Genomic DNA, 25,919 nt, shown 5'->3' on the forward strand with positions numbered 1-25,919 from the left:
CAGTCGTGGCTACGATGGGTCGGCCGGTGGCCAGCAGGGGCCGCGCGGCCACACCGACCCCTCGGGAAGGCCATGCTGAACAAGTACGCGCGTGCATTCTTCACGCGTGTCCTCACGCCGTTCGCCGCATTTCTGCTCCGCCGCGGAGTCAGCCCGGACGCGGTGACCCTCATCGGCACGGCCGGAGTGATGGCGGGTGCGCTGGTCTTCTTCCCCCGTGGAGAGTTCTTCTGGGGCACCATCGTCATCACCCTCTTCGTCTTCTCCGACCTGATCGACGGCAACATGGCCCGCCAGGCCGGGATCTCCAGCCGCTGGGGCGCGTTCCTCGACTCCACGCTCGACCGGGTCGCCGACGGCGCGATCTTCGGCGGCTTCGCCCTCTGGTACGCCGGTCGGGGCGACAACAACGTGCTGTGCGCGGTGGCCATCTTCTGCCTGGCCAGCGGCCAGGTGGTGTCCTACACCAAGGCGCGCGGCGAGGCGATCGGCCTTCCCGTCGCCGTCAACGGCCTGGTCGAGCGCGCCGAGCGGCTCGTCATCTCACTGGTCGCCGCGGGCCTCGCCGGACTGCACAACTTCGGGGTGCCGGGCATCCAGGTGCTGCTCCCCGTCGCGCTGTGGATCGTCGCCGTCGGCAGCCTGGTCACGCTGATCCAGCGCGTGGTGACCGTCCGCCGGGAGTCCGCCGAGGCGGACGCCGCCGCCGCGCGGGCGGCCGGTGAGGCGGGCGCATGAAGGACAGGCTGACCGACGCGCTGTACGGCCTTGGCTGGTCCACCGTCAAGAAGCTCCCGGAACCCGTCGCGAACGGGCTCGGCCGGCGCATCGCGGACCAGGCGTGGAAGCGGCGCGGCAAGAGCGTGCTGCGCCTGGAGTCCAACCTGGCCCGGGTCGTCCCCGACGCGTCGCCCGAGCGGCTCGCGGCCCTCTCCCGGGCGGGCATGCGCTCCTACATGCGGTACTGGATGGAGTCCTTCCGGCTGCCGTCGTGGAGCAGGGACCGGATGGCGAACGGCTTCGTGCCCGAGGACGTCCACCACCTCGTCGACGGCCTCGCCTCCGGGCGGGGCGTCGTCATCGCGCTGCCCCACATGGGCAACTACGACCTCGCGGGCGCCTGGGTCACCACCAAGATGGACACCCCCTTCACCACGGTCGCCGAGCGGCTCAAGCCCGAGACGCTGTACGACCGCTTCGTCGCCTACCGCGAGAGCCTGGGCATGGAGGTGCTGCCGCACACCGGCGGCTCCGCCTTCGGCACGCTGGCCCGGCGACTGCGCGCGGGCGGCCTGGTCTGCCTGGTCGCCGACCGCGATCTGTCGGCGTCCGGCGTCGAGGTCAAGTTCTTCGGCGAGACGACCCGCATGCCCGCGGGGCCGGCCATGCTCGCCCAGCAGACCGGCGCGGTGCTGCTGCCCGTGACGCTCTGGTACGACGACTCGCCGATCATGAAGGGCCGGGTGCACCCGCCCATCGAGGTGCCCGAGACAGGTGACCGGGCCTCCAGGACGTCCTCGATGACACAGGCGATGGCAGACGCCTTCGCCACCGGAATCGCCGACCACCCCGAGGACTGGCACATGCTGCAACGCCTGTGGCTCGCGGATCTGGAGGAACGACGGCCGTGAAGATCGGCATCGTCTGCCCGTACTCGTGGGACGTCCCCGGGGGCGTCCAGTTCCACATCCGCGACCTGGCGGAGCACCTCATCCGCCTCGGCCACGAGGTGTCGGTGCTCGCCCCCGCCGACGACGAGACCCCGCTGCCGCCGTACGTCGTATCGGCCGGCCGGGCCGTCCCCGTCCCGTACAACGGCTCGGTCGCGCGGCTCAACTTCGGGTTCCTCTCGGCGGCCCGGGTGCGGCGCTGGCTGCACGACGGCACCTTCGACGTGATCCACATCCACGAGCCGGCCTCGCCCTCGCTCGGCCTGCTGTCCTGCTGGGCCGCGCAGGGGCCCATCGTGGCGACCTTCCACACCTCCAACCCGCGCTCCCGCGCGATGATCGCGGCGTACCCGATCCTCCAGCCCGCCCTGGAGAAGATCAGCGCGCGCATCGCGGTCAGCGAGTACGCGCGGCGCACCCTGGTGGAGCACCTCGGCGGCGACGCCGTGGTCATCCCCAACGGCGTGGACGTCGACTTCTTCGCCAAGGCCGAGCCGAAGAAGGAGTGGCAGGGGCAGACCCTGGGCTTCATCGGGCGCATCGACGAGCCCCGCAAGGGCCTGCCGGTCCTGATGAAGGCCCTGCCCAAGATCCTCGCCGAGCGCCCGGACACCCGGCTGCTCGTGGCCGGGCGCGGCGACGAGGAAGAGGCGGTCGCATCGCTGCCGGCCGAGATGCGCTCCCGGGTCGAGTTCCTCGGCATGGTCAGCGACGAGGACAAGGCGCGGCTGCTGCGCAGCGTGGACGTGTACGTCGCCCCCAACACCGGCGGCGAGAGCTTCGGGATCATCCTGGTCGAGGCGCTCTCGGCCGGGGCCGCGGTCCTCGCCAGCGATCTGGACGCCTTCGCGCAGGTCCTGGACCAGGGCGCGGCGGGCGACCTCTTCGCCAATGAGGACGCCGACGCGCTGGCCTCGGCCGCGGTACGGCTGCTCGCCGACCCGGCCCGCCGCGCGGGCCTCGGCGAGCGCGGCTCGGCGCACGTACGGCGCTTCGACTGGGCGACGGTCGGCGCGGACATCCTCGCGGTGTACGAGACGGTGACGCACGGCGCGGCGGCGGTCGCGGCGGACGAACGCACCGGATTCCGGGCGCGGTTCGGGCTCGCCCGGGACTGAGGCTCCAGGGCCCCGCCCGCCATCCGTGAACCGCCCCGGCCGCCGGAGCCGGGCCGGAGCGGGCCGGGGTCCCGGTAGCCTTGCCGCCCGTGACCGTAACCCTCATCTGGATCGTCGTCGCCCTGGTCGCGATCGGCCTCTATCTCAGCTGGACCGCAGGCCGGCTCGACCGGCTGCACGCCCGCATCGACGCGGCCCGCGCCGCCCTGGACGCCCAACTCCTGCGCCGCGCCTCGGTCACCCAGGAACTCGCCACCAGCGGGGTGCTCGACCCGGCCGCCTCCATCGTCCTGTACGAGGCCGCGCACGCCGCGCGCCAGGCGGAGGAGGAACACCGGGAGGTCGCCGAGAGCGAGCTGAGCCAGGCGCTGCGGGCGGTGTTCGGGGAGCCCACGCAGGTCGACTCCGTACGTGAGGCGCCCGGGGGCGTCGAGGCGGCCGAGGAACTGGCGCAAGCGGTGCGCAGGGTGCCGATGGCGCGCCGCTTCCACAACGACGCGGTGCGGGCGGCGCGGGCGCTGCGCCGGCACCGTACGGTGCGCTGGCTGCGCCTCGCCGGGCACGCGCCCTTCCCGCTCGCGTTCGAGATGGACGACGAGCCCCCGACGGCGCTGGCCGACCGCCCGGGCACGTGAGCCCTGCCGCACCGGCCGACGACCGGACCGCCCGGCGCCTGAGCCCTGCCGCACCGGCGGGCCGACCGGGCACGGCCGGGTGGCTCACGGGCCGGGCCGGCAGGTGAAAACGATCCACCGGGTACGCATTGGCCCTTGATGTGGCCTGCTCCGCCGGGGTTCTCTCGGGGCAGCAGAATCCCTTCTCCGCCCAGTGAGGTCGCTCCGTGTCCACCACGCCTTCCAGCACCCCCCAGTCCGACAGCCCCGCCATCGGCACCGCGCGCGTCAAGCGCGGCATGGCCGAGCAGCTCAAGGGCGGCGTGATCATGGACGTCGTCAACGCCGAGCAGGCGAAGATCGCCGAGGACGCGGGCGCCGTGGCCGTCATGGCCCTGGAGCGGGTCCCGGCCGACATCCGCAAGGACGGCGGCGTGGCCCGGATGTCCGACCCGAACATGATCGAGGAGATCATCGGCGCGGTCTCCATCCCGGTGATGGCCAAGTCCCGCATCGGCCACTTCGTCGAGGCCCAGGTCCTGCAGTCCCTCGGCGTCGACTACATCGACGAGTCCGAGGTCCTCACCCCGGCCGACGAGGTCAACCACAGCGACAAGTTCGCCTTCACCACGCCGTTCGTCTGCGGCGCCACCAACCTGGGCGAGGCCCTGCGCCGCATCGCCGAGGGCGCGGCCATGATCCGTTCCAAGGGCGAGGCCGGCACCGGCAACGTCGTCGAGGCCGTCCGCCACCTGCGCCAGATCAAGAACGAGATCGCCAAGCTGCGCGGCTTCGACAACAACGAGCTGTACGCCGCCGCCAAGGAGCTGCGCGCCCCGTACGAGCTGGTCAAGGAAGTCTCCGAGCTCGGAAAGCTCCCCGTCGTGCTGTTCTCCGCCGGTGGTGTGGCCACCCCCGCCGATGCCGCGCTGATGCGCCAGCTCGGCGCCGAGGGCGTCTTCGTGGGCTCCGGCATCTTCAAGTCGGGCGACCCGGCCAAGCGCGCCGCCGCGATCGTGAAGGCCACCACCTTCTTCGACGACCCGAAGATCATCGCGGCCGCCTCCCGCAACCTGGGCGAGGCCATGGTCGGCATCAACTGCGACACCCTGCCCGAGACCGAGCGCTACGCCAACCGTGGCTGGTAATCACTCATGAACACCCCTGTGATCGGTGTCCTGGCCCTCCAGGGCGACGTACGGGAGCACCTGATCGCCCTGGCCGCGGCGGACGCCGTGGCCAGGCCGGTCCGGCGCCCCGAGGAGCTCGCCGAGGTGGACGGCCTGGTCATCCCCGGCGGCGAGTCCACCACCATCTCCAAGCTCGCCGCGCTGTTCGGCATGCTGGAGCCGCTGCGCGAGCGGGTGCGGGCGGGCCTGCCCGTGTACGGCACCTGCGCCGGGCTGATCATGCTCGCCGACAAGATCCTGGACCCGCGCTCTGGCCAGGAGACCATCGGCGGCATCGAGATGATCGTGCGCCGCAACGCCTTCGGACGGCAGAACGAGTCGTTCGAGGCGACCGTCGAGGTCGCCGGCGTCGGCCCCGTGGAAGGCGTGTTCATCCGCGCGCCCTGGGTCGAGTCCGTCGGCGCCGAGACCGAGGTGCTCGCGGAGCACGGCGGCCACATCGTCGCCGTACGCCAGAACAACGCCCTGGCCACCTCGTTCCACCCCGAGCTGACCGGCGACCACCGGATGCACGCCCTGTTCGTGGACATGGTGCGCGCCGCCTCCTGAAAGAGGGGCGCGAAAGCGCCTGCTGACGGGCGGGGGCCGGGCGACGGGCGGGCCGGGTCCCGGTAGGATCTCTGCCGAACGACGCAGAATGGGTTACGCGAAGGAGACAGGCAGATGTCCGGCCACTCTAAATGGGCTACGACGAAGCACAAGAAGGCCGTGATCGATGCCAAGCGCGGCAAGCTCTTCGCGAAGCTGATCAAGAACATCGAGGTCGCGGCGCGCACCGGTGGCGCCGACATCGACGGCAACCCGACGCTCTTCGACGCCGTGCAGAAGGCCAAGAAGCAGTCGGTGCCCAACAAGAACATCGACTCCGCGCTCAAGCGCGGTGCCGGTCTCGAGGCGGGCGGTGCCGACTACGAGACGATCATGTACGAGGGTTACGGCCCCAACGGTGTCGCGGTGCTCATCGAGTGCCTCACCGACAACCGCAACCGTGCCGCATCCGACGTACGTGTCGCGATGACCCGCAACGGCGGCAACATGGCCGACCCGGGTTCCGTCTCGTACCTCTTCAACCGCAAGGGCGTCATCGTCCTGCCCAAGGCCGAGCTCTCCGAGGACGACGTCCTGGGCGCGGTCCTGGAAGCGGGTGCGGAGGAAGTCAACGACCTCGGTGACTCCTTCGAGATCATCTCCGAGGCGACCGACCTGGTCGCGGTCCGCACCGCGCTCCAGGAGGCCGGCATCGACTACGACTCGGCCGACTCCAACTTCGTCCCGACCATGCAGGTCGAACTGGACGAAGAGGGCGCGCGGAAGATCTTCAAGCTGATCGACGCGCTGGAGGACAGCGACGACGTCCAGAACGTCTTCGCCAACTTCGACGTCTCCGACGAGGTCATGGAGAAGGTCGACGCGTAGCGCTGCCGCGGGCTGAGCGTTTTCGGCGGGCCGATGGGACACGTCCCATCGGCCCGCCGCCGTTGTCAGTGGCAGCGGATAGCCTGGCAGCGGATCAAAGATCACCGACAGGCACAGAGATCGCCGACAGGCAGATCACCGACGGGCGAGGGGAGGGGCCGTGCGCGTACTCGGGGTTGACCCCGGACTGACGCGGTGTGGTGTGGGCGTCGTCGAGGGAGTCGCCGGACGGCCGCTCACCATGATCGGTGTCGGCGTCGTACGCACGCCCGCCGACGCCGAGTTGGGCCATCGCCTCGTCGCCATCGAGCGCGGCATCGAGGAGTGGCTCGATGCGCACCGGCCCGAATTCGTCGCCGTGGAGCGGGTGTTCAGCCAGCACAACGTGCGCACGGTGATGGGCACCGCCCAGGCCAGTGCGGTCGCCATGCTGTGCGCCTCGCGCCGCGGCATCCCCGTCGCCCTGCACACCCCCAGCGAGGTCAAGGCCGCCGTCACCGGCAGCGGCCGGGCCGACAAGGCGCAGGTCGGTGCGATGGTGACGCGGCTGCTGCGGCTCGACGCCCCGCCCAAGCCGGCCGACGCGGCGGACGCCCTCGCCCTCGCCATCTGTCACATCTGGCGCGCCCCCGCGCTCAACCGGCTGCAACAGGCCCACGCCCAGCACTCCGTACGGAAGGTCACCCGATGATCGCGTTCGTCAGCGGCCCGGTCGCCGCCCTCGCCCCCGACACCGCGGTGGTCGAGGTCGGCGGCATCGGCATGGCCCTCCAGTGCACACCCAACACCCTGGCCGAACTGCGCATCGGCCAGCACACCAAACTCGCCACGTCATTGGTCGTGCGGGAGGACTCGCTGACCCTGTACGGCTTCGCCGACGACGACGAGAAGCAGGTCTTCGAGCTGCTCCAGACGGCCAACGGCGTCGGTCCCCGGCTCGCCCAGGCGGTGCTCTCCGTGCACACCCCGGACGCCTTGCGCCGCGCCTTCGCCACCGGCGACGAGAAGGCGCTCACCGCCGTGCCCGGCATCGGCAAGAAGGGCGCCCAGAAGCTGCTCATCGAGCTGAAGGACCGGCTCGGCGCGCCCGTCGGCAACGCCCCGGCGGTCGGCGCCCCGGTCACCTCGGGCTGGCGCGACCAACTGCACGCGGCCCTCATCGGGCTCGGCTACGCGACCCGTGAGGCCGACGAGGCGGTCACGGCCGTCACCGCGCAGGCCGAGGCCGCCGAGCAGCCGAACATCGGCGCGCTCCTCAAGGCCGCCCTCCAGACCCTCAACCGCGCCCGCTGAACCAGCCCGCAGGCCCCCCACCGCGACCACGATCCGAGGCACACGTCATGAACTGGGAAGACGGCTCCGACACGGCGGATCTGTCCGCGACGGCGGGCGACCGGCTCGTGGGGGCCGACGCCGACGGCGAGGACACCGCGGTCGAGGCCGCGCTGCGGCCCAAGGACCTGGAGGAGTTCGTCGGCCAGGAGAAGGTCCGCGAGCAGCTCGACCTGGTGCTGCGCGCGGCCCGCGCCCGCGGCGCCACCGCCGACCACGTCCTCCTGTCGGGCGCCCCCGGCCTCGGCAAGACCACCCTTTCGATGATCATCGCGGCCGAGATGGGCGCCCCCATCCGCATCACCAGCGGCCCCGCGATCCAGCACGCCGGTGACCTCGCGGCGATCCTGTCCTCCCTCCAGGAGGGCGAGGTCCTCTTCCTCGACGAGATCCACCGGATGTCGCGGCCCGCCGAGGAGATGCTCTACATGGCGATGGAGGACTTCCGGGTCGACGTCATCGTCGGCAAGGGCCCCGGAGCCACCGCCATCCCGCTGGAGCTGCCGCCCTTCACCCTGGTCGGCGCCACCACCCGGGCCGGCCTGCTGCCGCCCCCGCTGCGCGACCGGTTCGGGTTCACCGGGCACATGGAGTTCTACGAGCCGTCCGAGCTGGAGCGGGTCATCCACCGCTCCGCCCGGCTGCTCGACGTGGAGATCGACACCGCGGGCGCCGCGGAGATCGCGGGCCGCTCCCGCGGCACCCCGCGCATCGCCAACCGGCTGCTCCGCCGGGTGCGCGACTACGCCCAGGTCAAGGCGGACGGCATCATCACCCCTGAGATCGCCTCGATGGCACTCGCGGTGTACGAGGTCGACGCCCGCGGTCTGGACCGGCTCGACCGGGCGGTCCTGCAAGCCCTGCTCAAGCTCTTCGGCGGCGGCCCGGTGGGCCTGTCCACCCTCGCCGTGGCGGTGGGGGAGGAGCGCGAGACGGTGGAGGAAGTGGCCGAGCCCTTCCTGGTCCGGGAGGGTCTGCTCGCCCGCACCCCGCGCGGCCGGGTGGCCACGCCCGCCGCCTGGGCCCACCTCGGTCTCGTCCCGCCGCAGCAGGGCGGCGGCGCGGCAGGAAGCGGACAACAGGGGCTCTTCGGGGCGTGACGGCGCGGAGGGTCGCACGTCGAGGAACCCCGGTGGGATGCTGGGCGTTGTTCCATCTGTGCGGACTCGCTTAGACTCCGCCGATGCCGCCCTTCCAGGCCGGCGTACCCACCCCCAGATCAGGCCGCGCCCCACAGGTGCGGTCATGCGAAGGAAGTTCCGTCCCGTGAGCCCTATTACTCTCCTCCCCTTCATTGTGCTTATCGGGGCCATGTTCCTGATGACCCGGTCCGCCAAGAAGAAGCAGCAGGCGGCCGCAGCCATGCGCAATGAGATGCAGCCCGGCACCGGTGTCCGCACCATCGGGGGCATGTACGCCACCGTCAAGGAGATCGGCGACGAGACGGTCCTTCTGGAGGTGGCGCCCGGCGTCCACGCCGTCTACGCCAAGAACGCCATCGGCGCGGTCCTGGACGACGCGGAGTACAACCGCATCGTGCACGGCGACACCGAGGAGGAGCTCCCGGTCGTTCCGGACGACGCCTCCTCGCTGACGGCGAGCACCGAGGCCGCCGAGGCCGATGCCGAGGTCGCCAAGGACGCCAAGATCGACCTGGGCAAGAAGGACGAGGCGGAGGACGCCGCCGCGCCCAAGGACGGCAAGGACGGCAAGGCCGACGGCGGGGCCGACACGAAGTAGTCACGCACCGGGACCGCGGCGCCCGACCGGCGCGGGCGGTCCCCGGAGCGCGCCCACTTCCACGGGGGACGTCCCCACAACACTTCGTGGCCGTCCACGCGCACACCCGGCGCAGGGCGGTTGGACAGGGAGAAACGACAAGGTGGCAGCACCGAACAAGGGCCGAAGGCCGGCGGCGGGGGGTCAGAGCAAGCCGGGCCGCGCCCTGGCCTTGATTCTCATCGCCATGGTCGCGCTCGTCGGCGGGATGTTCATTTCCCACACCACCACCCCGAGGCTCGGCATCGACCTCGCGGGCGGTACGAGCATCACGCTCAAGGCCAAGCCCGAGCCCGGCCAGGAGTCGGCGATCAACAAGGCCAACATGGACACGGCGGTCTCCATCATGGAGCGTCGTGTCAACGGCCTTGGTGTGAGCGAGGCCGAGGTTCAGACCCAGGGCAATGACAACATCATTGTCAACATCCCCAAGGGTACGAACTCCGAGCAGGCCCGCCAGCAGGTCGGCCAGACCGCCAAGCTGTACTTCCGCCCGGTGCTGACCGCCCAGGCGACCGCCGCGCCCACCCCGAGCGCTTCCCCGAGCGCCTCCGGCAAGGGGACGCCGACTCCCTCGGGCACCCCCAGTGTCACCGGCAAGGCGACCCCGAGCGCCTCCGGCAAGGCCACGCCCAGCGCGGGCAAGCCGAGCGGCACCCCCCAGGGCCGTGCGCTCACCGACGCCCTGAAGGCGTCCGGTACGCCCACGCCCGGCGCGAGCAAGCCCAGCAGCCCCGCGCCGAACCCGTCGGGCTCCGCCGCCGACTCGGCGGCCGCGGCCAAGCTCCAGGCCCAGTTCGCCGCGCTCGACTGCTCCACCAAGGAAGCCCGCTCCAAGGCCGGCGAGGGCGCCAAGTCCACCGACCCGACCGTCGCGTGCGACCAGAACGGCGCCGAGAAGTACATCCTCGGCCCGGCCGAGGTCGACGGCACCGACGTCGCCAAGGCGCAGGCCGTGATCAACCAGCAGAACGGTCAGTGGATCGTTCAGATGGACTTCACCAGCGGCGGCTCCAAGAAGTTCGCCGCGATCACCGGCAAGCTGTCCCAGCAGCAGTACCCGAACAACCGCTTCGCGATCGCGCTGGACAACACGGTCGTCTCGGCCCCGACGGTGAGCTCCACGCTCAGCGGCTCCGCCGAGATCTCCGGCAGCTTCAACCAGTCGAGCGCCCAGGACCTGGCCAACGTCCTCTCCTACGGTGCGCTGCCGCTCACCTTCCAGGAGCAGAGCGTCACCACGGTGACCGCAGCGCTCGGCGCCGACCAGCTGCACGCCGGTCTGATCGCCGGTGCCATCGGCCTCGCGCTGGTCATCATCTACCTGGTGGCCTACTACCGCGGCCTCGCGATGATCGCCATCCTCAGCCTCGTCGCCTCGGCGATCCTGACCTACGCGATCATGACGCTGCTCGGCCCGGGCATCGGCTTCGCGCTGAACCTGCCCGCGGTCTGTGGTGCGATCGTGGCCATCGGCATCACCGCGGACTCGTTCATCGTGTACTTCGAACGCATCCGTGACGAGATCCGCGAGGGCCGCACCCTGCGTCCCGCCGTCGAGCGGGCCTGGCCCCGCGCCCGGCGCACCATCCTGGTCTCCGACTTCGTGTCGTTCCTCGCCGCCGCGGTGCTCTTCATCGTGACGGTCGGCAAGGTCCAGGGCTTCGCGTTCACGCTGGGTCTGACCACGCTGCTCGACGTGGTCGTCGTCTTCCTCTTCACGAAGCCGGTGATGACGCTCCTGGCCCGCCGCAAGTTCTTCGCGAGCGGCCATCCGTGGTCCGGCCTCGACCCCAAGCGGCTCGGCGCCAAGCCTCCGCTGCGTCGCACCCGCCGCACCACCTCCGCTCCCGTCGACACCCCGAAGGAGGCGTGAGATGTCGAAGCTCGGCACTCTCGGCGCCAGGCTGTACCGCGGTGAGGTCGGTTACGACTTCGTCGGCAAGCGGAAGATCTGGTACGGCATCTCGATCCTGATCACCATCACGGCCATCGTCGGCCTGGCGGTACGGGGTCTGACGATGGGCATCGAGTTCCAGGGCGGCGCGGTCTTCACGACCCCGAAGACCTCCGCGACCTCGGCCCAGGCGGAGGACGCGGCCCAGTCCGCGTCCGGCCACGACGCGATCGCCCAGAAGCTCGGCGACGGCACGATCCGCATCACCATCGGCGGGGTCGACACGGCCAAGTCGGACCAGATCAAGACGGAGCTCGCCAAGGACCTCAAGGTTCAGGCGAACGACATCAACGCCGATCTGGTGGGCCCCAGTTGGGGCGAGACGATCGCGAAGAAGGCCTGGACGGGCCTGATCATCTTCATGATCCTCGTGGTGATCTATCTGGCCATCGCCTTCGAATGGCGCATGGCGGTCGCGGCCCTGGTCGCCCTGATCCACGACCTCACGATCACGGTCGGCATCTACGCCCTGGTCGGCTTCGAGGTCACCCCGGGCACCGTGATCGGTCTGCTCACGATCCTCGGTTACTCCCTCTACGACACCGTCGTCGTCTTCGACGGACTCAAGGAGGGCCAGAAGGGGATCACCAAGCAGACCCGGTTCACCTACAGCGAGATGGCGAACAAGAGCCTCAACGGCACCCTGGTCCGCTCCATCAACACCACGGTCGTGGCGCTGCTCCCGGTGGCGGGCCTGCTGTTCATCGGTGGCGGTGTCCTCGGCGCCGGCATGCTGAACGACATCTCGCTCTCGCTGTTCGTCGGCCTCGCGGCCGGCGCGTACTCCTCGATCTTCATCGCCACTCCGCTGGTCGCCGACCTGAAGGAGACCATGCCGGAGATGAAGGCCCTCAAGAAGCGGGTGCTCGCCAAGCGCGCGGCGGCCGCCGCCAAGGGGGAGACCGAGGAGCAGCAGGACGCGGCGCCGCTCGACGAGGACGACGAGTCCGAGACCGCGGGCGCGGTCGTCGGCCAGCGCCGCCAGCCCAGCCGCAACAACCGGGGGAAGCGTCGATGACCAGCGTCTCCACCGAGACCGTGGACCTGCTGCTCAGCCGCATCCGTGACGTGCCGGACTATCCGAAGCCGGGCGTGATGTTCAAGGACATCACCCCGCTGCTCGCGGACCCGGAGGCGTTCACGGCCCTCACCGACGCGCTCGCCGCGCTGTGTGTCGAGCACGGCGCGACCAAGATCGTCGGCCTGGAGGCGCGCGGCTTCATCCTGGCGGCCCCCGTATCGGTCCGGGCCGGGATCGGCTTCATCCCCGTACGCAAGGCGGGCAAGCTCCCCGGAGCCACGCTCAAGCAGGCGTACGAGCTGGAGTACGGCACCGCGGAGATCGAGGTGCACGCCGAGGACCTCAGTGCGGGCGACCGCGTCATGGTCATCGACGACGTGCTCGCCACCGGCGGCACCGCCGAAGCCTCCCTGGAGCTGATCCGCCGGGCCGGGGCCGAGGTGGCCGGAGTCGCGGTCCTGATGGAGCTCAGCTTCCTCGGCGGCCGCGAGCGTCTGGAGAGCGCCCTGCACGGCGCCCCGCTCGACGCCCTGATCACCGTCTGAGAGGCGTTCGATCACCGGCTGAGCGGCGCCTGGCGCACCGCCGAGGCGGGCCCGGAGGAATCCGGCGCCCGCCTCCGGCGTTTCCTCGGGCAGAGCCCTCGTACCGGCCCGGGGCGAGCGGATGCCGTTGGCTCGATACCATGGGTACTTCCGGGCCTGACCGGGGGACCCGGACCCTCCCCCAGACCCCGTCCGGGGGGACCCCCAGAGGAGCGCTTTTGCCAGACGAGGCCCAGCCACTCTCCGCCGCGCAGCCGGACAGGCAGCAGCCGGACAAGCAGCCCGCAGAGGCCGCGGCGGCCCCGGCCACGCCCCCCGAGCCCGAGGCGAAGCCGACGCCGGCGATGCCCGAGAAGGCCGAGGCGAAGGCCCCGGTGCCGGTCGCCAAGCCCGTGGTGCCGGCCGGCTCGGTGTCCCGCTCCGGCGGCTCCTCCAACCGGGTACGCGCCCGCCTCGCCCGTCTGGGCGTGCAGCGCTCCTCCGCCTACAACCCGGTGCTCGAACCGCTGCTGCGGATAGTGCGCAGCAACGACCCCAAGATCGAGTCCGCCACCCTGCGCCAGGTCGAGAAGGCCTACCAGGTCGCCGAGCGGTGGCACCGCGGCCAGAAGCGCAAGAGCGGTGACCCGTACATCACGCACCCGCTCGCGGTGACGACGATCCTCGCCGAGCTGGGCATGGATCCGGCCACCTTGATGGCGGGTCTGCTGCACGACACCGTCGAGGACACCGAGTACGGCCTGGACACCCTGCGGCGCGACTTCGGCGACCAGGTCGCCCTGCTCGTCGACGGCGTCACCAAGCTCGACCGGGTGCAGTTCGGGGACGCCGCGCAGGCCGAGACCGTCCGCAAGATGGTCGTGGCCATGGCGAAGGACCCCCGCGTCCTGGTCATCAAGCTCGCCGACCGCCTGCACAACATGCGCACCATGCGGTACCTCAAGCGCGAGAAGCAGGAGAAGAAGGCGCGCGAGACGCTGGAGATCTACGCGCCGCTCGCCCACCGCCTGGGCATGAACACCATCAAGTGGGAGCTGGAGGACCTCGCCTTCGCGATCCTCTACCCCAAGATGTACGACGAGATCGTGCGGCTCGTCGCCGAGCGCGCCCCCAAGCGCGACGAGTACCTCGCCATAGTGACCGACGAGGTGCAGTCCGACCTGCGTGCGGCGCGCATCAAGGCGACCGTCACCGGCCGCCCCAAGCACTACTACAGCGTCTACCAGAAGATGATCGTCCGCGGCCGGGACTTCGCGGAGATCTACGACCTGGTGGGCATCCGGGTCCTGGTCGACACGGTCCGCGACTGCTACGCGGCCCTCGGCACGGTCCACGCGCGATGGAATCCGGTCCCCGGCCGGTTCAAGGACTACATCGCGATGCCCAAGTTCAACATGTACCAGTCCCTGCACACGACGGTGATCGGCCCCAACGGCAAGCCGGTCGAGCTCCAGATCCGCACCTTCGACATGCACCGCCGTGCCGAGTACGGCATCGCCGCGCACTGGAAGTACAAGCAGGATCCGTCCGCCGGCGCCTCCAAGGTGCGCACCGACGCACCGAAGAAGACCGGCAAGGACGACCACCTCAACGACATGGCGTGGCTGCGCCAGCTGCTCGACTGGCAGAAGGAGACCGAGGACCCCAGCGAGTTCCTGGAGTCGCTGCGCTTCGACCTGTCGCGCAACGAGGTCTTCGTCTTCACGCCGAAGGGCGACGTCATCGCGCTCCCGGCGGGCTCGACGCCCGTCGACTTCTCGTACGCCGTCCACACCGAGGTCGGGCACCGCACCATAGGCGCGCGGGTCAACGGGCGCCTGGTACCGCTCGAATCGACCCTGGACAACGGCGACTTGGTGGAGGTCTTCACCTCCAAGGCGGCCGGTGCCGGACCCTCGCGGGACTGGCTCGGCTTCGTCAAGTCCCCCCGGGCCCGCAACAAGATCCGCGCCTGGTTCTCCAAGGAGCGCCGCGACGAGGCCATCGAGCAGGGCAAGGACGCCATCGCGCGTGCCATGCGCAAGCAGAACCTGCCGATCCAGCGCATCCTGACCGGCGACTCGCTCGTCACCCTGGCCCACGAGATGCGCTACCCCGACATCTCCTCGCTGTACGCGGCGATCGGCGAGGGCCATGTCGCGGCCCAGGGCGTCGTGCAGAAGCTGGTGCAGGCGCTCGGCGGCGAGGAGGCCGCCAACGAGGACATCGCCGAGTCCGCACCGCCCTCGCGCGGCCGCAGCAAGCGCCGCAAGAACGCCGACCCGGGCGTGGTCGTCAAGGGCGTCGACGACGTGTGGGTCAAGCTCGCGCGCTGCTGTACACCGGTGCCCGGCGACCCCATCATCGGCTTCGTGACCCGCGGCAGCGGTGTCTCGGTGCACCGGGCGGACTGCGTGAACGTGGACTCGCTGTCCCAGCAGCCCGAGCGGATCCTCGAAGTGGAGTGGGCGCCGACCCAGTCCTCGGTCTTCCTGGTCGCCATCCAGGTGGAGGCCCTGGACCGCTCCCGGCTCCTGTCGGACGTCACGCGCGTCCTGTCCGACCAGCACGTCAACATCCTGTCCGCGGCCGTCCAGACCTCCCGCGACCGGGTCGCCACCTCGCGCTTCACCTTCGAGATGGGCGACCCCAAGCACCTGGGCCACGTGCTCAAGGCGGTCAGGGGAGTCGAGGGCGTCTACGACGTCTACCGGGTGACCTCGGCCCGCCGGCCCTAGCGGCCGGGCGGCCAAGTCTCTTTGTCAGGGGGGAAGTTGAGCCAAGAAGGCTTAATCGCCGAGCGGTACCAGGTCCTGGGAGTCCTGGGCCGCGGCGGCATGGGGGTCGTGTACGAGGCCAGGGACACGGTGCTCGAACGCCGGGTGGCGGTGAAACTCCTGACCTCGGTGGAGGGCCTCGCCGAGGGCGGCGACGCCGCGCTGCGCTTCCAGCGCGAGCTGAACGCGCTGGCCCGCATCGAGCACCCCGGCGTCGTCACCCTGTTCGACACCGGCCTGCACCGCGGCACCCCGTATCTGGTGATGCAGGTGCTCGACGGCATGACACTGGCCGAACTGGTCGCGCGCACCGGCCCGTTGGCGCCCGCCGTGGTCGCCTGGACCGGGCTCGGCATGGCCGGGGCACTGGACGCGGCCCACGGGGCGGGCGTGCTGCACCGCGACATCAAGCCCTCGAACGTGGGTGTCACCACGGAGGGCCGGATCGTCATCCAGGACTTCGGTCTCGCCCGGCTCGCCGGTGAGGCCGCGATCACCCGCACCGGCGCACTGGTGGGCACGCCCCAGTTCATCGCGCCCGAGACGATCCGCGGCGCCCTGCCGGGACCGGCCGCCGATCTGTACGGGCTCGGCGGCTGCCTGTATCTGGCGGTGACCGGCGAGCTTCCGCTCGGCGCCACCCAGGACGTCGGTGCCATCGTCGAGCGGGCCCTCGGGGACGGCATCCCCCGCCTCGGCGAGCGGCCGCCGTACCCCGCCGAACTGACCGCGCTCATCGACCTGTTGTGCCGCCAGGACCCCACGGAGCGGCCCGCCTCCGCCCGGGCCGTCGGGGAATCCCTCGCCGCTCTGGCGGGCGAGGGCCGGACCCTGCTCGCCGATCTGATGACGGGCACCGTACGGCAGGACGTGGTGGACGGGGTCTACGCCCTCGCGGCCGCGGCGGGAGCGCCGGAGTACGAATGGGACAGGGCCGATGAAACCGGCACGATTGCCAATGGGACGCCCACCGTGTGGGGGGCCCGGGGGGACTGGCCCGGTCCGGCCGCGCTCAGCGACGCCACCCGCCGGATCGTGCTCAGCAGCATGACCGCGCAGAACGCGGCGTCCCGCCAGCGCGAGGCCGTCACGCTCGTGCTGCGGGGGGAATTGCAGGCAGCGGCACAGATGCTGTCCGCGATCGTTCCGGTGTGCGTCTCCTCGCTCGGCGAGGACCATCCGACCACGCTGGCCGGGAAGTACTGGCAGGCCGTGTGCCTGGCCCGGCTCGGCGCCCGGGGGCCGGCCGTGGAACTGCTCGCGCAGGTGAACAGACATGTCGACCGGAAGAGGGGCGGACGCGGTGACTGAGGTCCTGGTACACGTCGAGCGGGCGGAGCGACACGACGACGGAGCGGACACCTTGCGCTCCCTGCTGCGCTGGGTCCAGGAGGACGAGACCCTGACGGGGGACGTACGCGCCCGGATCACCGCGGGGGAGACCGTCGCCGAGACCATGGGCAGCGGGTTCGAGTTGCTCCAATTCGCCGTGGGCAACGGCATCTCGGTCGCCGCCCTCGTCCTCTCGGTGGTCCAGTGGCGCACCTCGCTGCGTCGGTCGCCCGACGTCACACTGCGGCGCGGGACGACGGAAGTACGGATCGACGGGGAGCTCGCCCGGGACCCCGAGGGCCTGCGCCGCGTCGTCGAGGCCCTGGACCACAGCGAGGCCCCCGGTGACGGCGGCGCTGCCTGACCCCGGCCGGTCCAGAGCGGTCCTCATCGGAACCGCCTCCTACCGGCATCTGCCCCAACTGCCCGCCGTCGAGGCCAATGTGGTGGACCTGGCGGCCGCGCTGTGCGACGCGAGCGTCTGGGGACTGCCCGTGCAGCACTGCACGGTCGTCACCGACCCGCAGAGCGCCACGGCCATGCTCGATCCGGTGCTCGGCGCGGGCGACGAGGCCACCGACACCCTGGTCGTCTACTACGCGGGCCACGGCATGCGCGACGCCGAGTCGGCCGACCTGTACCTGGGCCTCGGCGACTCGCGGGAGAACGTCGGCTACACCGCGGTCGCCTACCAGCACCTGCGGGCCGCGCTGCGCGGCTCCCGGGCCCGCCGCAAGATCGTCGTCCTCGACTGCTGCTTCAGCGGCCGGGCCGCCCGGACGCTCGCGGGCGACGTGGACGCGCTCGCCGCACAGGCGGCCGTCGACGGCGCGTACGTCCTGACCGCCTCGCCAGGGGACCGGCTCGCGCTCGCCCCCGACGGCGAGCGGCACACGGCCTTCACCGGGGAACTGCTCGCCGTGCTGCGCGACGGCGTGCGGGACGGGCCGGAGCTCATCGACCTGGACACGCTGTACCGCGTCCTGGAGGAGCGGCTGCGCGGCAAGAACCGTCCGCTGCCCCAGAGGTCCCAGGAGAACGGGGTGGGGCGGCTGCCGCTCGCCCGCAACAAGGCCCGCGCCGGGCGCGGGACCCCCGCGGGCCCGGTCCTGGAGGCGGAGCTGCGGGCGGCCCTGGTTGCGACCGGGCTCAACATCGCCCGCCTGCTGCGGGCCCGGGGCCAGACCAGGGACGCCCTTCCGGTGCTGCGCCTGGCCCTTCAGGAGCAGACCCCGGAAGGGTCGGGCAGCCTGCTCGCCGTCCAACTGGAACTCTCCGAGATGCTCGCGGAGACCGGCCAGATCCGGGAGGCGCTCGAAGTCCTGGAGACGGCCTTCCAGCAGGTGCACAAGGTGCACGGGCCCGACGCGGTCCTGGTCTGCCGGCGCCTGGCCGACCTGCTCCAGGAGTCCGGCAACCACATTCAGGCCTGCGAGGTGCTCAAGCACGCCCTCGACATCGCGCAGGGCGACGCGCCCCCCGCACGCTGAGGCCCGGGCGGCACCACCGCACCGGCAGCCGCGGGGCCACCGGCCGCCCAGAGCCGAAGGGCCCGGCCGTCACGACGACGGCCGGGCCCTTCGGCTCGGAAACGGGCGGGATGATCAGCCGCCGAACTCCTCAAGGCCCTTCAGCGCCTGGTCGAGCAGGGCCTGGCGGCCCTCCAGCTCGCGGGCCAGCTTGTCCGCCTTCGCGTCGTTGCCGGCCGCGCGGGCGGCGTCGATCTGCTTGTGCAGCTTGTCGACGGCGTCCTGGAGCTGGCCGGTGAGACCCGCGGCACGCGCCCGTGCCTCCGGGTTCGTGCGACGCCACTCGGCCTCCTCGGCCTCCTGGATCGCCCGCTCCACGGCGTGCATCCGGCCCTCGACCTTGGGACGCGCGTCCCGCGGTACGTGGCCGACGGCCTCCCAGCGCTCGTTGACCGAGCGGAACGCGGCGCGGGCCGCCTTCAGGTCCGTCACCGGGAGGATCTTCTCGGCCTCGACGGCCAGCTCCTCCTTGAGCTTCAGGTTCTCGGTCTGCTCGGCGTCGCGCTCCGCGAACACCCCGCTGCGCGCCGCGAAGAAGACGTCCTGGGCGCCGCGGAAGCGGTTCCAGAGCTCGTCCTCGGCCTCGCGCTGGGCGCGGCCCGCGGCCTTCCAGTCGGCCATCAGGTCGCGGTAGCGCGCGGCCGTCGTGCCCCAGTCCGTGGAGCCCGAGAGCGCCTCGGCCTCGACGACCAGCTTCTCCTTGACCTTGCGGGCGTCCTCGCGCTGCGCGTCGAGCGACGCGAAGTGCGCCTTGCGACGCTTGGAGAACGCCGAGCGGGCGTGCGAGAAGCGGTGCCACAGCTCGTCGTCGGACTTGCGGTCCAGGCGCGGCAGACCCTTCCAGGTGTCCACCAGGGCCCGCAGCCGCTCGCCCGCCGAGCGCCACTGCTCGCTCTGCGCCAGCTCCTCGGCCTCGGCGACCAGCGCCTCCTTGGCGTGCTTGGCCTCGTCGGTCTGCTTGGCCTTCTGGACCTTGCGCTCCTCGCGCCGCGACTCGACGGTCTTGACGAGCTTGTCGAGGCGCCCCCGCAGCGCGTCGAGGTCACCGACCGCGTGATGCTCGTCCACCTGCGAACGCAGGTGGTCGATCGCGGTCTGTGCGTCCTTGGCCGACAGGTCGGTGGTCTTCACCCGCCGTTCGAGGAGGCCGATCTCGACAACCAGGCCCTCGTACTTGCGCTCGAAGTAGGCCAGGGCCTCCGCGGGAGAGCCCGCCTGCCACGATCCGACGACCACTTCGCCCTCGGCTGTACGCACATACACGGTGCCCGTCTCGTCGACACGGCCCCACGGGTCGCTGCTCACAGCGCCTCCTCCACATGATGCCTCGCGGGGGGTTCGTCCCCCGGGGCATCGTCCACAGTTTCCCGGCGGGCCTCGCCCGCCCTCCACAGCGCGGTACGAGCCCGCGCCGCACAACGCCAATCTAGGCGACCGGCCGCCCGGCTGTCCGCACTCAGCGCGGCCGAATTCAGCGGCTCACGCTCGGTGCCGGGCGGCCGGCGGCGTCACTCCTTGGTGACGGCGGCCTTCTCGATGGTGACGGCCTTCTTGGGGGCACCGTCGCCCGCACCGCCCTCGACGCCCTCCTTGGCGACGTCCTGGACGGCCTTCAGACCGGCCGCGTCCATCGTGCCGAACGGCGTGTAGGTGGGCGGCAGCTTGCTGTCCTTGTAGACCAGGAAGAACTGGCTGCCGCCGGTGTGCGCCTGGCCGGTATTGGCCATCGCGACCGTGCCCGCCGGGTAGGTCACCGTGCCGTCCGCGCCGGCCTTGCCCAGGCCGCTCAGGTTCTCGTCCGGGATCGTGTAGCCGGGGCCGCCCGAACCGGTGCCCTGCGGGTCGCCGCACTGGAGCACGTAGATGCCCTGGGTGGTCAGGCGGTGACACTTGGTGTTGTTGAAGTACCCCTTGTCGGCGAGGTACTTGAACGAGTTCACCGTGTGCGGGGTCTTCGCCGCGTCCATCGCGATCCTGACGTCGCCGGTGTTCGTCTTCAGGGCCATGTCGTACTTGGCCTTGGCGTCCACGGCCATCTTCGGCTCGGGCGTCGAACTGGCGGACGGGGACGGGCTGTTGGAGGGAGCCGCGGCGTCCGACTTCTTGCCGTCGCTGGAGAACGCTCCCGTCGCGAAGGCGGCGCCGCCCGCCGCCACGACCACCGCGAGGGCGGCCGCGATGACCGTGTTGCGCCGCCTGGCCTTGCGCCGGGCCGTCTCCCGGCGCTGCTGCTGCCGCTCGAACTTCTCGCGCGCGAGCTGGCGCCGACGCTGTTCGCTGCTGACCACCGGTCGTCTCCTTGTGCGGTCTCGTGGGGTGCGGGTACGTGCGTACGAGCTGACTGTGCCCCGTACCGTATATGGGTTCGCTGTGACCCGAGCAGCGCCGGTAGGCTCTGAACAGCCGTAATCACCCGCCGCGCAAGAAATCGAGGACGATCGTGCTGATTGCCGGGTTCCCCGCCGGGGCCTGGGGGACCAACTGCTACCTGGTCGCCCCCGCCGCAGGCGAGGAATGCGTCATCATCGACCCCGGCCACCAGGCCACCCAGGGTGTCGAGGAAACGCTGAAGAAGCATCGGCTCAAGCCCGTCGCCGTCGTCCTCACCCACGGCCACATCGACCACTGCGCCTCGGTCGTCCCGGTCTGCGGAGCCCACGACGTACCCGCCTGGATCCACCCCGACGACCGCTTCATGATGAGCGACCCGGAAAGGGCCCTCGGCCGCGCCCTCGGCGCCCAGCTGATGGGCGAACTGACGGTGGGGGAGCCCGACGACGTCCTGGAGCTCACCGACGGCGCCAAGCTGGCGCTCGCGGGCATGGAGCTCACCGTGTCGCATGCGCCCGGCCATACCAAGGGGTCGGTGACGTTCGGGCTGCCCGAGGCGGAGGACATTCCTCCGATCCTGTTCTCGGGCGATCTGCTCTTCGCCGGCTCCGTCGGACGCACCGACCTGCCCGGCGGCAGCCACGCCGAGCTCCTCGAGTCGCTGGGCCGTGTGTGCCTGCCGCTCGACGACTCGACCGTGGTGCTGTCCGGCCACGGCTCCCAGACGACCATCGGCCAGGAGCGCGCCACCAACCCGTATCTGCGGCAGGTGGCCTCCGGCCAGGGAGAGGGCATCGCCTCTCCCCGACGAGGAATGTGACGAGAAGCCTTCCCATGAGCACCTTCCAGGCCCCCAAGGGCACCTACGACCTGATCCCGCCGGACTCGGCGCGCTTCCTCGCCGTGCGCGAGGCCATCTCGGCGCCCCTGAAGCGGTCGGGCTACGGCTACATCGAGACCCCCGGCTTCGAGAACGTCGAGCTCTTCGCGCGCGGTGTCGGCGAGTCCACCGACATCGTCACGAAGGAGATGTACGCCTTCGAGACCAAGGGCGGCGACCGGCTCGCCCTGCGCCCCGAGGGCACCGCATCCGTGCTGCGCGCCGCCCTGGAGGCCAACCTCCACAAGGCGGGAAACCTCCCCGTCAAGCTCTGGTACTCGGGCTCGTACTACCGCTACGAGCGCCCGCAGAAGGGCCGTTACCGCCACTTCTCGCAGGTCGGTGCCGAGGCGATCGGCGCGGAGGACCCGGCGCTCGACGCCGAGCTGATCATCCTGGCCAACGACGCGTACCGTTCGCTCGGCCTGCGCGAATTCCGCATCCTGCTGAACTCGCTCGGCGACAAGGAGTGCCGCCCGGTCTACCGCGCCGCGCTCCAGGAGTTCCTGCGCGGGCTCGACCTCGACGAGGACACCCTGCGCCGGGCCGAGATCAACCCGCTGCGGGTGCTCGACGACAAGCGGGAAGCGGTGCAGAAGCAGCTCGCGGACGCCCCGCTGCTGCGCGACTACCTGTGCGACGCGTGCAAGGCGTACCACGAGGAGGTGCGCGCGCTCCTGACGGCGGAGGGCGTCGCGTACGAGGACGACCCGCGTCTGGTGCGCGGCCTCGACTACTACACCCGCACGACGTTCGAGTTCGTCCACGACGGCCTCGGCTCGCAGTCCGCGGTCGGCGGCGGCGGCCGCTACGACGGCCTCTCCGAGATGATCGGCGGCCCCGCGCTGCCGTCGGTGGGCTGGGCGCTCGGCGTCGACCGTACGGTCCTGGCCCTGGAGGCCGAGGGCGTCACCCTCGAACTCCCCTCCACGACCAGCGTGTTCGCGGTCCCGCTCGGCGAGGAGGCGCGCCGCGTGCTCTTCGCCAAGGTGACGGAGCTGCGGCGGGCCGGCATCGCGGCGGACTTCGGCTTCGGCTCGAAGGGCCTGAAGGGCGCGATGAAGAACGCGAACCGCTCGGGGGCCCGGTTCACCCTGGTCGCCGGTGAGCGCGACCTCGCGGAGGGCGTGGTCCAGCTGAAGGACATGGAGTCGGGCGAACAGGGCCCTGTGCCGCTGGACTCGGTCGTGGACGTGCTCCGGGAGCGCCTGGCCTGACGGCCTGGACGGGTGCGAGTCCGGCCGCGCCGGGTGCGTGGCCGCTCGCACCCACGCGGCGGAGCCGCACAGGGCAGCGCCCCGCGCCCCTGGCGGCGCCGACGGTGGCCCGCACGGGCATCATCGGCCTGCCCGGGGCGCAGCCCCCGGCGCCCTCTGGAGGTTCCCGGTAAGGAGCGCCGTTGGATCAGGCCCAGGGACATCGCCCGTGTCACCGCGGTCGTGCGGTCGTCCACCCCCAACTTCCCGAAGATCCGCACCACATGGGTCTCCACCGTCGACTCCGCGACGAACAGCCGACGCCCGATCTCCGCGTTGGTGCACCCCTGCGCCACCAGCCGCAGCACCGACGCCTCCCGTTCGGACAGTCGCGGCCGCTCCGGCCGGGCGCGGGGCTGGTCGACAAGACGCCCCGCGACCGACGGCGCCAGAACCGTCTCGCCCCGCGCCGCGGCCCGCACCGCCTGGGCGAGCTCACCCCGCGCCAGGTCCCTGAGCAGATGGCCCGCCGCCCCCGCCTCCACGGCCCGCAGCGCGACCACTTCGAGCCCGGCGGGCAACTCCCTTGCCGAGCCGCTCACTTCGAGCGAGGCCGGGGGCTCGTGCCGGGCCGCGAGACGGCATATGGCGTCGGGGAGCGAACCGCCGTCCAGGTCCGCGGGAGCGCCCCCGGCGACCAGCGCGCGGGCCTCCGCAAGGTTCTGGCGGGCGGTGGCCTCCTTGAGGTCGAGATGGCGCCGGGCCAGCGGAACATCGTGGGCCAGTTCCGACCGGACGGCCCGCACCGGCATCAGCACGCTGGTGAAGCCCTGGGCAACGGTGTCGTGGATCTCCCGTGACATCCGCTCACGCTCGGCGAGTCGGCCGCGGTGACCTCGCCGTACCGCTTGCGAAGCCCGCGCGCATCAACCGCCAGTGCTGTCATGGCAAGAGCGTCCCGCGGAGCTCGTGCTTCAAGGACCCCCGTGCGGACCCGCTTATGTCCATCGAACGGTGGACAGCGCGCCCTGTGCGGCAGAATGAGGCCGCGGCAGCACAGGCAACCACGATGACGGGATGACGGACCGGCGCTATGACCACAACACTTGACGACGTCTCCTCCGACTCCGGCCACCGCGAGGTGAGCAGCAAGGGGGCGATCGGCGGCAGCCGCGCCTTCGCCTGGCTGCTCGTGATCACCGGTGCGGCCGGCCTGTTGGCGGCGTGGGTCATCACGCTCGACAAGTTCAAGCTGCTCGAGAACCCGAACTTCGTGCCGGGCTGCAGCCTCAACCCGGTCGTGTCCTGCGGCAACATCATGAAGAGCGACCAGGCGGCCGCCTTCGGCTTCCCGAACCCGATGCTGGGCCTGGTCGCCTACGGCATGGTCATCTGCGTCGGCATGAGCATCCTGGCGGGCGCCCGCTTCCGCCGCTGGTACTGGCTCACCTTCAACGCCGGCACCCTGTTCGGCGTCGGATTCGTCACCTGGCTGCAGTTCGAGTCCCTGTACCGGATCAACTCGCTGTGCCTGTGGTGCTGCCTGGCGTGGGTCGCCACCATCTTCATGTTCTGGTACGTGACCTCCTTCAATCTCCGCAAGGGCCTGCTGCCGGCGCCGCGCTGGGCGAAGAACTTCCTGGCCGAGTTCACCTGGGTCTTCCCGGTGCTGCACGTCGGCATCATCGGCATGCTGATCCTCACCCGCTGGTGGGACTTCTGGACCAGCTGACGGGCCGACGGGCGTTTTCGCAGCTCAGACGGCATTGTCAGTGGGGTGCCATAAGGTCGTGGGCGTGGAACCCGATCTTTTCACCGCAGCCGCAGAGGACCGCCAGGAGAAAGACCCGGCGGGCAGCCCTCTGGCCGTACGGATGCGTCCGCGCGTCCTCGACGAGGTGGTGGGCCAGCAGCACCTCCTGAAGCAGGGCTCGCCGCTGCGCCGCCTCGTGGGGGAGGGCGCCGGCGGCCCGGCCGGCCCGTCCTCGGTGATCCTCTGGGGCCCGCCCGGCACGGGCAAGACGACGCTCGCGTACGTGGTGTCCAAGGCCACGAACAAGCGGTTCGTCGAACTCTCGGCGATCACCGCCGGGGTCAAGGAGGTCCGCGCGGTCATCGACGGCGCGCGCCGTGCCATCGGCGGCTTCGGCAAGGAGACCGTCCTCTTCCTCGACGAGATCCACCGCTTCTCCAAGGCTCAGCAGGACTCGCTGCTCCCCGCCGTCGAGAACCGCTGGGTCACCCTGATCGCGGCCACGACGGAGAACCCGTACTTCTCGGTGATCTCCCCGCTGCTCTCCCGCTCCCTCCTGCTCACGCTCGAACCGCTGACCGACGACGACCTGCGGGCCCTGGTGCGGCGGGCGCTGAGCGAGGAGCGGGGCCTCGGCTCCGCGGTCACCCTGCCGGCGGACGCCGAGTCGCACCTGCTGCGCATCGCCGGTGGGGACGCCCGCCGCGCGCTGACCGCCCTGGAGGCGGCGGCCGGTTCGGCGCTCGCCAAGTCCGAGCAGGAGATCACGCTCCAGACGCTCGAAGAGACCGTCGACCGCGCGGCCGTGACGTACGACAAGGGCGGCGACCAGCACTACGACGTGGCGAGCGCACTGATCAAATCGATCCGCGGCTCGGACGTGGACGCGGCGCTGCACTATCTGGCCCGGATGATCGAAGCGGGCGAGGACCCCCGCTTCATCGCCCGGCGCCTGATCATCTCCGCGAGCGAGGACATCGGCCTGGCCGATCCCACCGCGCTGCCGACGGCGGTGGCGGCCGCCCAGGCCGTGGCCCTCATCGGCTTCCCCGAGGCGGCCCTGACGCTGAGCCATGCCACGATCGCGCTCGCGCTCGCCCCGAAGTCCAACTCCGCGACGACGGCGATCGCCGCCGCGATGGCGGACGTCCGGGCAGGCCTCGCGGGCCCGGTCCCGCCCCATCTGCGCGACGGCCACTACAAGGGCGCCGCCAAGCTGGGGCACGCCCAGGGTTACGTCTACCCGCACGACGTCCCCGGCGCGATCGCCTCCCAGCAGTACGCACCGGACGCGGTGGCCGACAAGCGCTACTACGAGCCGACGCGCTACGGCGCGGAGGCGCGGTACGCGGATGTGGTGGAGAAGGTCCGGGAGCGTCTGGCGCGCGGCGAGGAGTAGGGGTGGCCCGAGGCTCCTTGCGGCCCCCTTCCGGTGCGATCTCCCGGTGCGTTCACCCGCTGCTCGGCGGGCAGGCACGCGGGGCCGGATCTACGCTCGGC

At 71.3% G+C, this 25,919-nt stretch carries 24 protein-coding genes and 1 pseudogene; 22 read left to right on the forward strand and 3 right to left on the reverse strand.

Annotated features, from left to right (window positions below; all coding sequences use genetic code 11):
• Nucleotides 1-72 precede the first annotated feature (72 nt).
• The 18 genes from pgsA to IE267_RS29765 all read left to right on the forward strand — a co-directional run bounded on the left by pgsA (nt 73) and on the right by IE267_RS29765 (nt 18,220).
• Nucleotides 73-738 (forward strand): phosphatidylinositol phosphate synthase, encoded by a 666-nt coding sequence (gene pgsA / locus IE267_RS29680; protein ID WP_189765327.1) that lies wholly within the window; start codon nt 73-75, stop codon nt 736-738.
• On the forward strand, nt 735-1,631 hold the full coding sequence (locus IE267_RS29685; protein WP_189765328.1) for a phosphatidylinositol mannoside acyltransferase: 897 nt from the start codon (nt 735-737) through the stop codon (nt 1,629-1,631). Before pgsA ends, IE267_RS29685 begins: the two co-directional genes overlap by 4 nt.
• The gene (locus IE267_RS29690; protein WP_161253509.1) at nt 1,628-2,788 is read left to right on the forward strand and encodes a glycosyltransferase family 4 protein; all 1,161 of its coding nucleotides are present in this window, start codon (nt 1,628-1,630) and stop codon (nt 2,786-2,788) included. The genes IE267_RS29685 and IE267_RS29690 overlap by 4 nt, the downstream gene beginning before the upstream one ends.
• An 89-nt stretch (nt 2,789-2,877) precedes the next feature.
• Nucleotides 2,878-3,423 carry a hypothetical protein gene (locus IE267_RS29695; RefSeq protein ID WP_189765329.1) on the forward strand — a complete coding sequence of 182 codons (546 nt, stop codon included), beginning with the start codon at nt 2,878-2,880 and terminating at the stop codon, nt 3,421-3,423.
• Between the two features lie 206 nt (nt 3,424-3,629).
• Nucleotides 3,630-4,550: a pyridoxal 5'-phosphate synthase lyase subunit PdxS gene (gene pdxS / locus IE267_RS29700; protein WP_189765330.1), complete on the forward strand. Its 921-nt coding sequence runs from the start codon at nt 3,630-3,632 to the stop codon at nt 4,548-4,550.
• A gap of 6 nt (nt 4,551-4,556) precedes the next feature.
• A complete protein-coding gene (pdxT, locus tag IE267_RS29705; RefSeq protein WP_161253503.1) occupies nt 4,557-5,141 on the forward strand; it encodes a pyridoxal 5'-phosphate synthase glutaminase subunit PdxT in 585 nt (194 codons plus the stop codon).
• A gap of 114 nt (nt 5,142-5,255) precedes the next feature.
• Nucleotides 5,256-6,008, forward strand: a complete 753-nt coding sequence (locus IE267_RS29710) for a YebC/PmpR family DNA-binding transcriptional regulator (RefSeq protein ID WP_161253500.1) — start codon at nt 5,256-5,258, stop codon at nt 6,006-6,008.
• 160 nt (nt 6,009-6,168) lie between these two features.
• Nucleotides 6,169-6,699, forward strand: coding sequence for a crossover junction endodeoxyribonuclease RuvC (gene ruvC / locus IE267_RS29715; protein ID WP_100577266.1), 531 nt, complete (start codon nt 6,169-6,171; stop codon nt 6,697-6,699).
• The gene (gene ruvA / locus IE267_RS29720) at nt 6,696-7,301 is read left to right on the forward strand and encodes a Holliday junction branch migration protein RuvA (RefSeq protein WP_167154896.1); all 606 of its coding nucleotides are present in this window, start codon (nt 6,696-6,698) and stop codon (nt 7,299-7,301) included. The genes ruvC and ruvA overlap by 4 nt, the downstream gene beginning before the upstream one ends.
• Before the next feature lie 47 nt (nt 7,302-7,348).
• Nucleotides 7,349-8,440: a Holliday junction branch migration DNA helicase RuvB gene (gene ruvB / locus IE267_RS29725; protein WP_189765331.1), complete on the forward strand. Its 1,092-nt coding sequence runs from the start codon at nt 7,349-7,351 to the stop codon at nt 8,438-8,440.
• A gap of 166 nt (nt 8,441-8,606) precedes the next feature.
• The gene (gene yajC / locus IE267_RS29730) at nt 8,607-9,080 is read left to right on the forward strand and encodes a preprotein translocase subunit YajC (RefSeq protein WP_161253490.1); all 474 of its coding nucleotides are present in this window, start codon (nt 8,607-8,609) and stop codon (nt 9,078-9,080) included.
• A gap of 142 nt (nt 9,081-9,222) precedes the next feature.
• A complete protein-coding gene (gene secD, locus IE267_RS29735; RefSeq protein ID WP_189765332.1) occupies nt 9,223-10,995 on the forward strand; it encodes a protein translocase subunit SecD in 1,773 nt (590 codons plus the stop codon).
• Nucleotide 10,996: 1 nt separating this feature from the next.
• On the forward strand, nt 10,997-12,094 hold the full coding sequence (gene secF, locus IE267_RS29740) for a protein translocase subunit SecF (RefSeq protein WP_189765333.1): 1,098 nt from the start codon (nt 10,997-10,999) through the stop codon (nt 12,092-12,094).
• Nucleotides 12,091-12,642 carry an adenine phosphoribosyltransferase gene (locus IE267_RS29745; RefSeq protein WP_189765334.1) on the forward strand — a complete coding sequence of 184 codons (552 nt, stop codon included), beginning with the start codon at nt 12,091-12,093 and terminating at the stop codon, nt 12,640-12,642. Before secF ends, IE267_RS29745 begins: the two co-directional genes overlap by 4 nt.
• Nucleotides 12,643-12,860: 218 nt before the next feature.
• Complete coding sequence (locus IE267_RS29750; RefSeq protein ID WP_189765335.1) at nt 12,861-15,359, forward strand: RelA/SpoT family protein; 2,499 nt, start codon at nt 12,861-12,863, stop codon at nt 15,357-15,359.
• Between the two features lie 36 nt (nt 15,360-15,395).
• Nucleotides 15,396-16,709: a serine/threonine-protein kinase gene (locus tag IE267_RS29755; RefSeq protein WP_189765336.1), complete on the forward strand. Its 1,314-nt coding sequence runs from the start codon at nt 15,396-15,398 to the stop codon at nt 16,707-16,709.
• The gene (locus tag IE267_RS29760) at nt 16,702-17,094 is read left to right on the forward strand and encodes an effector-associated constant component EACC1 (RefSeq protein WP_167154908.1); all 393 of its coding nucleotides are present in this window, start codon (nt 16,702-16,704) and stop codon (nt 17,092-17,094) included. The genes IE267_RS29755 and IE267_RS29760 overlap by 8 nt, the downstream gene beginning before the upstream one ends.
• Nucleotides 17,075-18,220, forward strand: a complete 1,146-nt coding sequence (locus IE267_RS29765; RefSeq protein WP_161253471.1) for a caspase, EACC1-associated type — start codon at nt 17,075-17,077, stop codon at nt 18,218-18,220. Before IE267_RS29760 ends, IE267_RS29765 begins: the two co-directional genes overlap by 20 nt.
• A gap of 114 nt (nt 18,221-18,334) precedes the next feature.
• Here the strand turns inward: IE267_RS29765 and IE267_RS29770 are convergent, their stop codons facing one another.
• Nucleotides 18,335-19,564 carry a DUF349 domain-containing protein gene (locus tag IE267_RS29770; protein WP_161253468.1) on the reverse strand — a complete coding sequence of 410 codons (1,230 nt, stop codon included), beginning with the start codon at nt 19,562-19,564 and terminating at the stop codon, nt 18,335-18,337.
• Between the two features lie 203 nt (nt 19,565-19,767).
• Entirely contained in the window at nt 19,768-20,547 is a 780-nt protein-coding gene (locus IE267_RS29775) for a peptidylprolyl isomerase (protein ID WP_189765337.1), read from the reverse strand.
• A gap of 152 nt (nt 20,548-20,699) precedes the next feature.
• Between IE267_RS29775 and IE267_RS29780 the strand changes: the two genes are divergently transcribed.
• Both IE267_RS29780 and hisS read left to right on the forward strand, forming a co-directional pair.
• Nucleotides 20,700-21,410: an MBL fold metallo-hydrolase gene (locus tag IE267_RS29780; protein WP_189765338.1), complete on the forward strand. Its 711-nt coding sequence runs from the start codon at nt 20,700-20,702 to the stop codon at nt 21,408-21,410.
• Nucleotides 21,411-21,424: 14 nt separating this feature from the next.
• The gene (gene hisS / locus IE267_RS29785) at nt 21,425-22,687 is read left to right on the forward strand and encodes a histidine--tRNA ligase (protein WP_167154917.1); all 1,263 of its coding nucleotides are present in this window, start codon (nt 21,425-21,427) and stop codon (nt 22,685-22,687) included.
• A 185-nt stretch (nt 22,688-22,872) separates the two neighbouring features.
• Here hisS and IE267_RS40495 read toward each other — a convergent pair.
• Nucleotides 22,873-23,529: pseudogene (locus tag IE267_RS40495) on the reverse strand (LuxR C-terminal-related transcriptional regulator); the annotation flags it as partial.
• Between the two features lie 230 nt (nt 23,530-23,759).
• On the opposite strand from IE267_RS40495, the gene IE267_RS29795 reads away from it, so the two are divergent.
• Nucleotides 23,760-24,398, forward strand: coding sequence for a vitamin K epoxide reductase family protein (locus tag IE267_RS29795; protein ID WP_167154920.1), 639 nt, complete (start codon nt 23,760-23,762; stop codon nt 24,396-24,398).
• 64 nt (nt 24,399-24,462) lie between these two features.
• Entirely contained in the window at nt 24,463-25,818 is a 1,356-nt protein-coding gene (locus IE267_RS29800) for a replication-associated recombination protein A (RefSeq protein WP_161245100.1), read from the forward strand.
• Nucleotides 25,819-25,919: the final 101 nt, after the last annotated feature.

It is taken from the genome of Streptomyces xanthochromogenes (assembly GCF_014650455.1).
Lineage (GTDB): Bacteria > Actinomycetota > Actinomycetes > Streptomycetales > Streptomycetaceae > Streptomyces > Streptomyces xanthochromogenes.

Bases quoted from the DNA above. Each gene is read 5' to 3' on its own strand.
- hisS (WP_167154917.1), top strand. From the start codon at position 21,425: ATGAGCACCTTCCAGGCCCCCAAGGGCACCTACGACCTGATCCCGCCG.
- IE267_RS29745 (WP_189765334.1), top strand. From the start codon at position 12,091: ATGACCAGCGTCTCCACCGAGACCGTGGACCTGCTGCTCAGCCGCATC.
- IE267_RS29795 (WP_167154920.1), top strand. From the start codon at position 23,760: ATGACCACAACACTTGACGACGTCTCCTCCGACTCCGGCCACCGCGAG.
- ruvB (WP_189765331.1), top strand. From the start codon at position 7,349: ATGAACTGGGAAGACGGCTCCGACACGGCGGATCTGTCCGCGACGGCG.
- pdxT (WP_161253503.1), top strand. From the start codon at position 4,557: ATGAACACCCCTGTGATCGGTGTCCTGGCCCTCCAGGGCGACGTACGG.
- IE267_RS29710 (WP_161253500.1), top strand. From the start codon at position 5,256: ATGTCCGGCCACTCTAAATGGGCTACGACGAAGCACAAGAAGGCCGTG.
- IE267_RS29685 (WP_189765328.1), top strand. From the start codon at position 735: ATGAAGGACAGGCTGACCGACGCGCTGTACGGCCTTGGCTGGTCCACC.
- secF (WP_189765333.1), top strand. From the start codon at position 10,997: ATGTCGAAGCTCGGCACTCTCGGCGCCAGGCTGTACCGCGGTGAGGTC.
- pgsA (WP_189765327.1), top strand. From the start codon at position 73: ATGCTGAACAAGTACGCGCGTGCATTCTTCACGCGTGTCCTCACGCCG.
- ruvA (WP_167154896.1), top strand. From the start codon at position 6,696: ATGATCGCGTTCGTCAGCGGCCCGGTCGCCGCCCTCGCCCCCGACACC.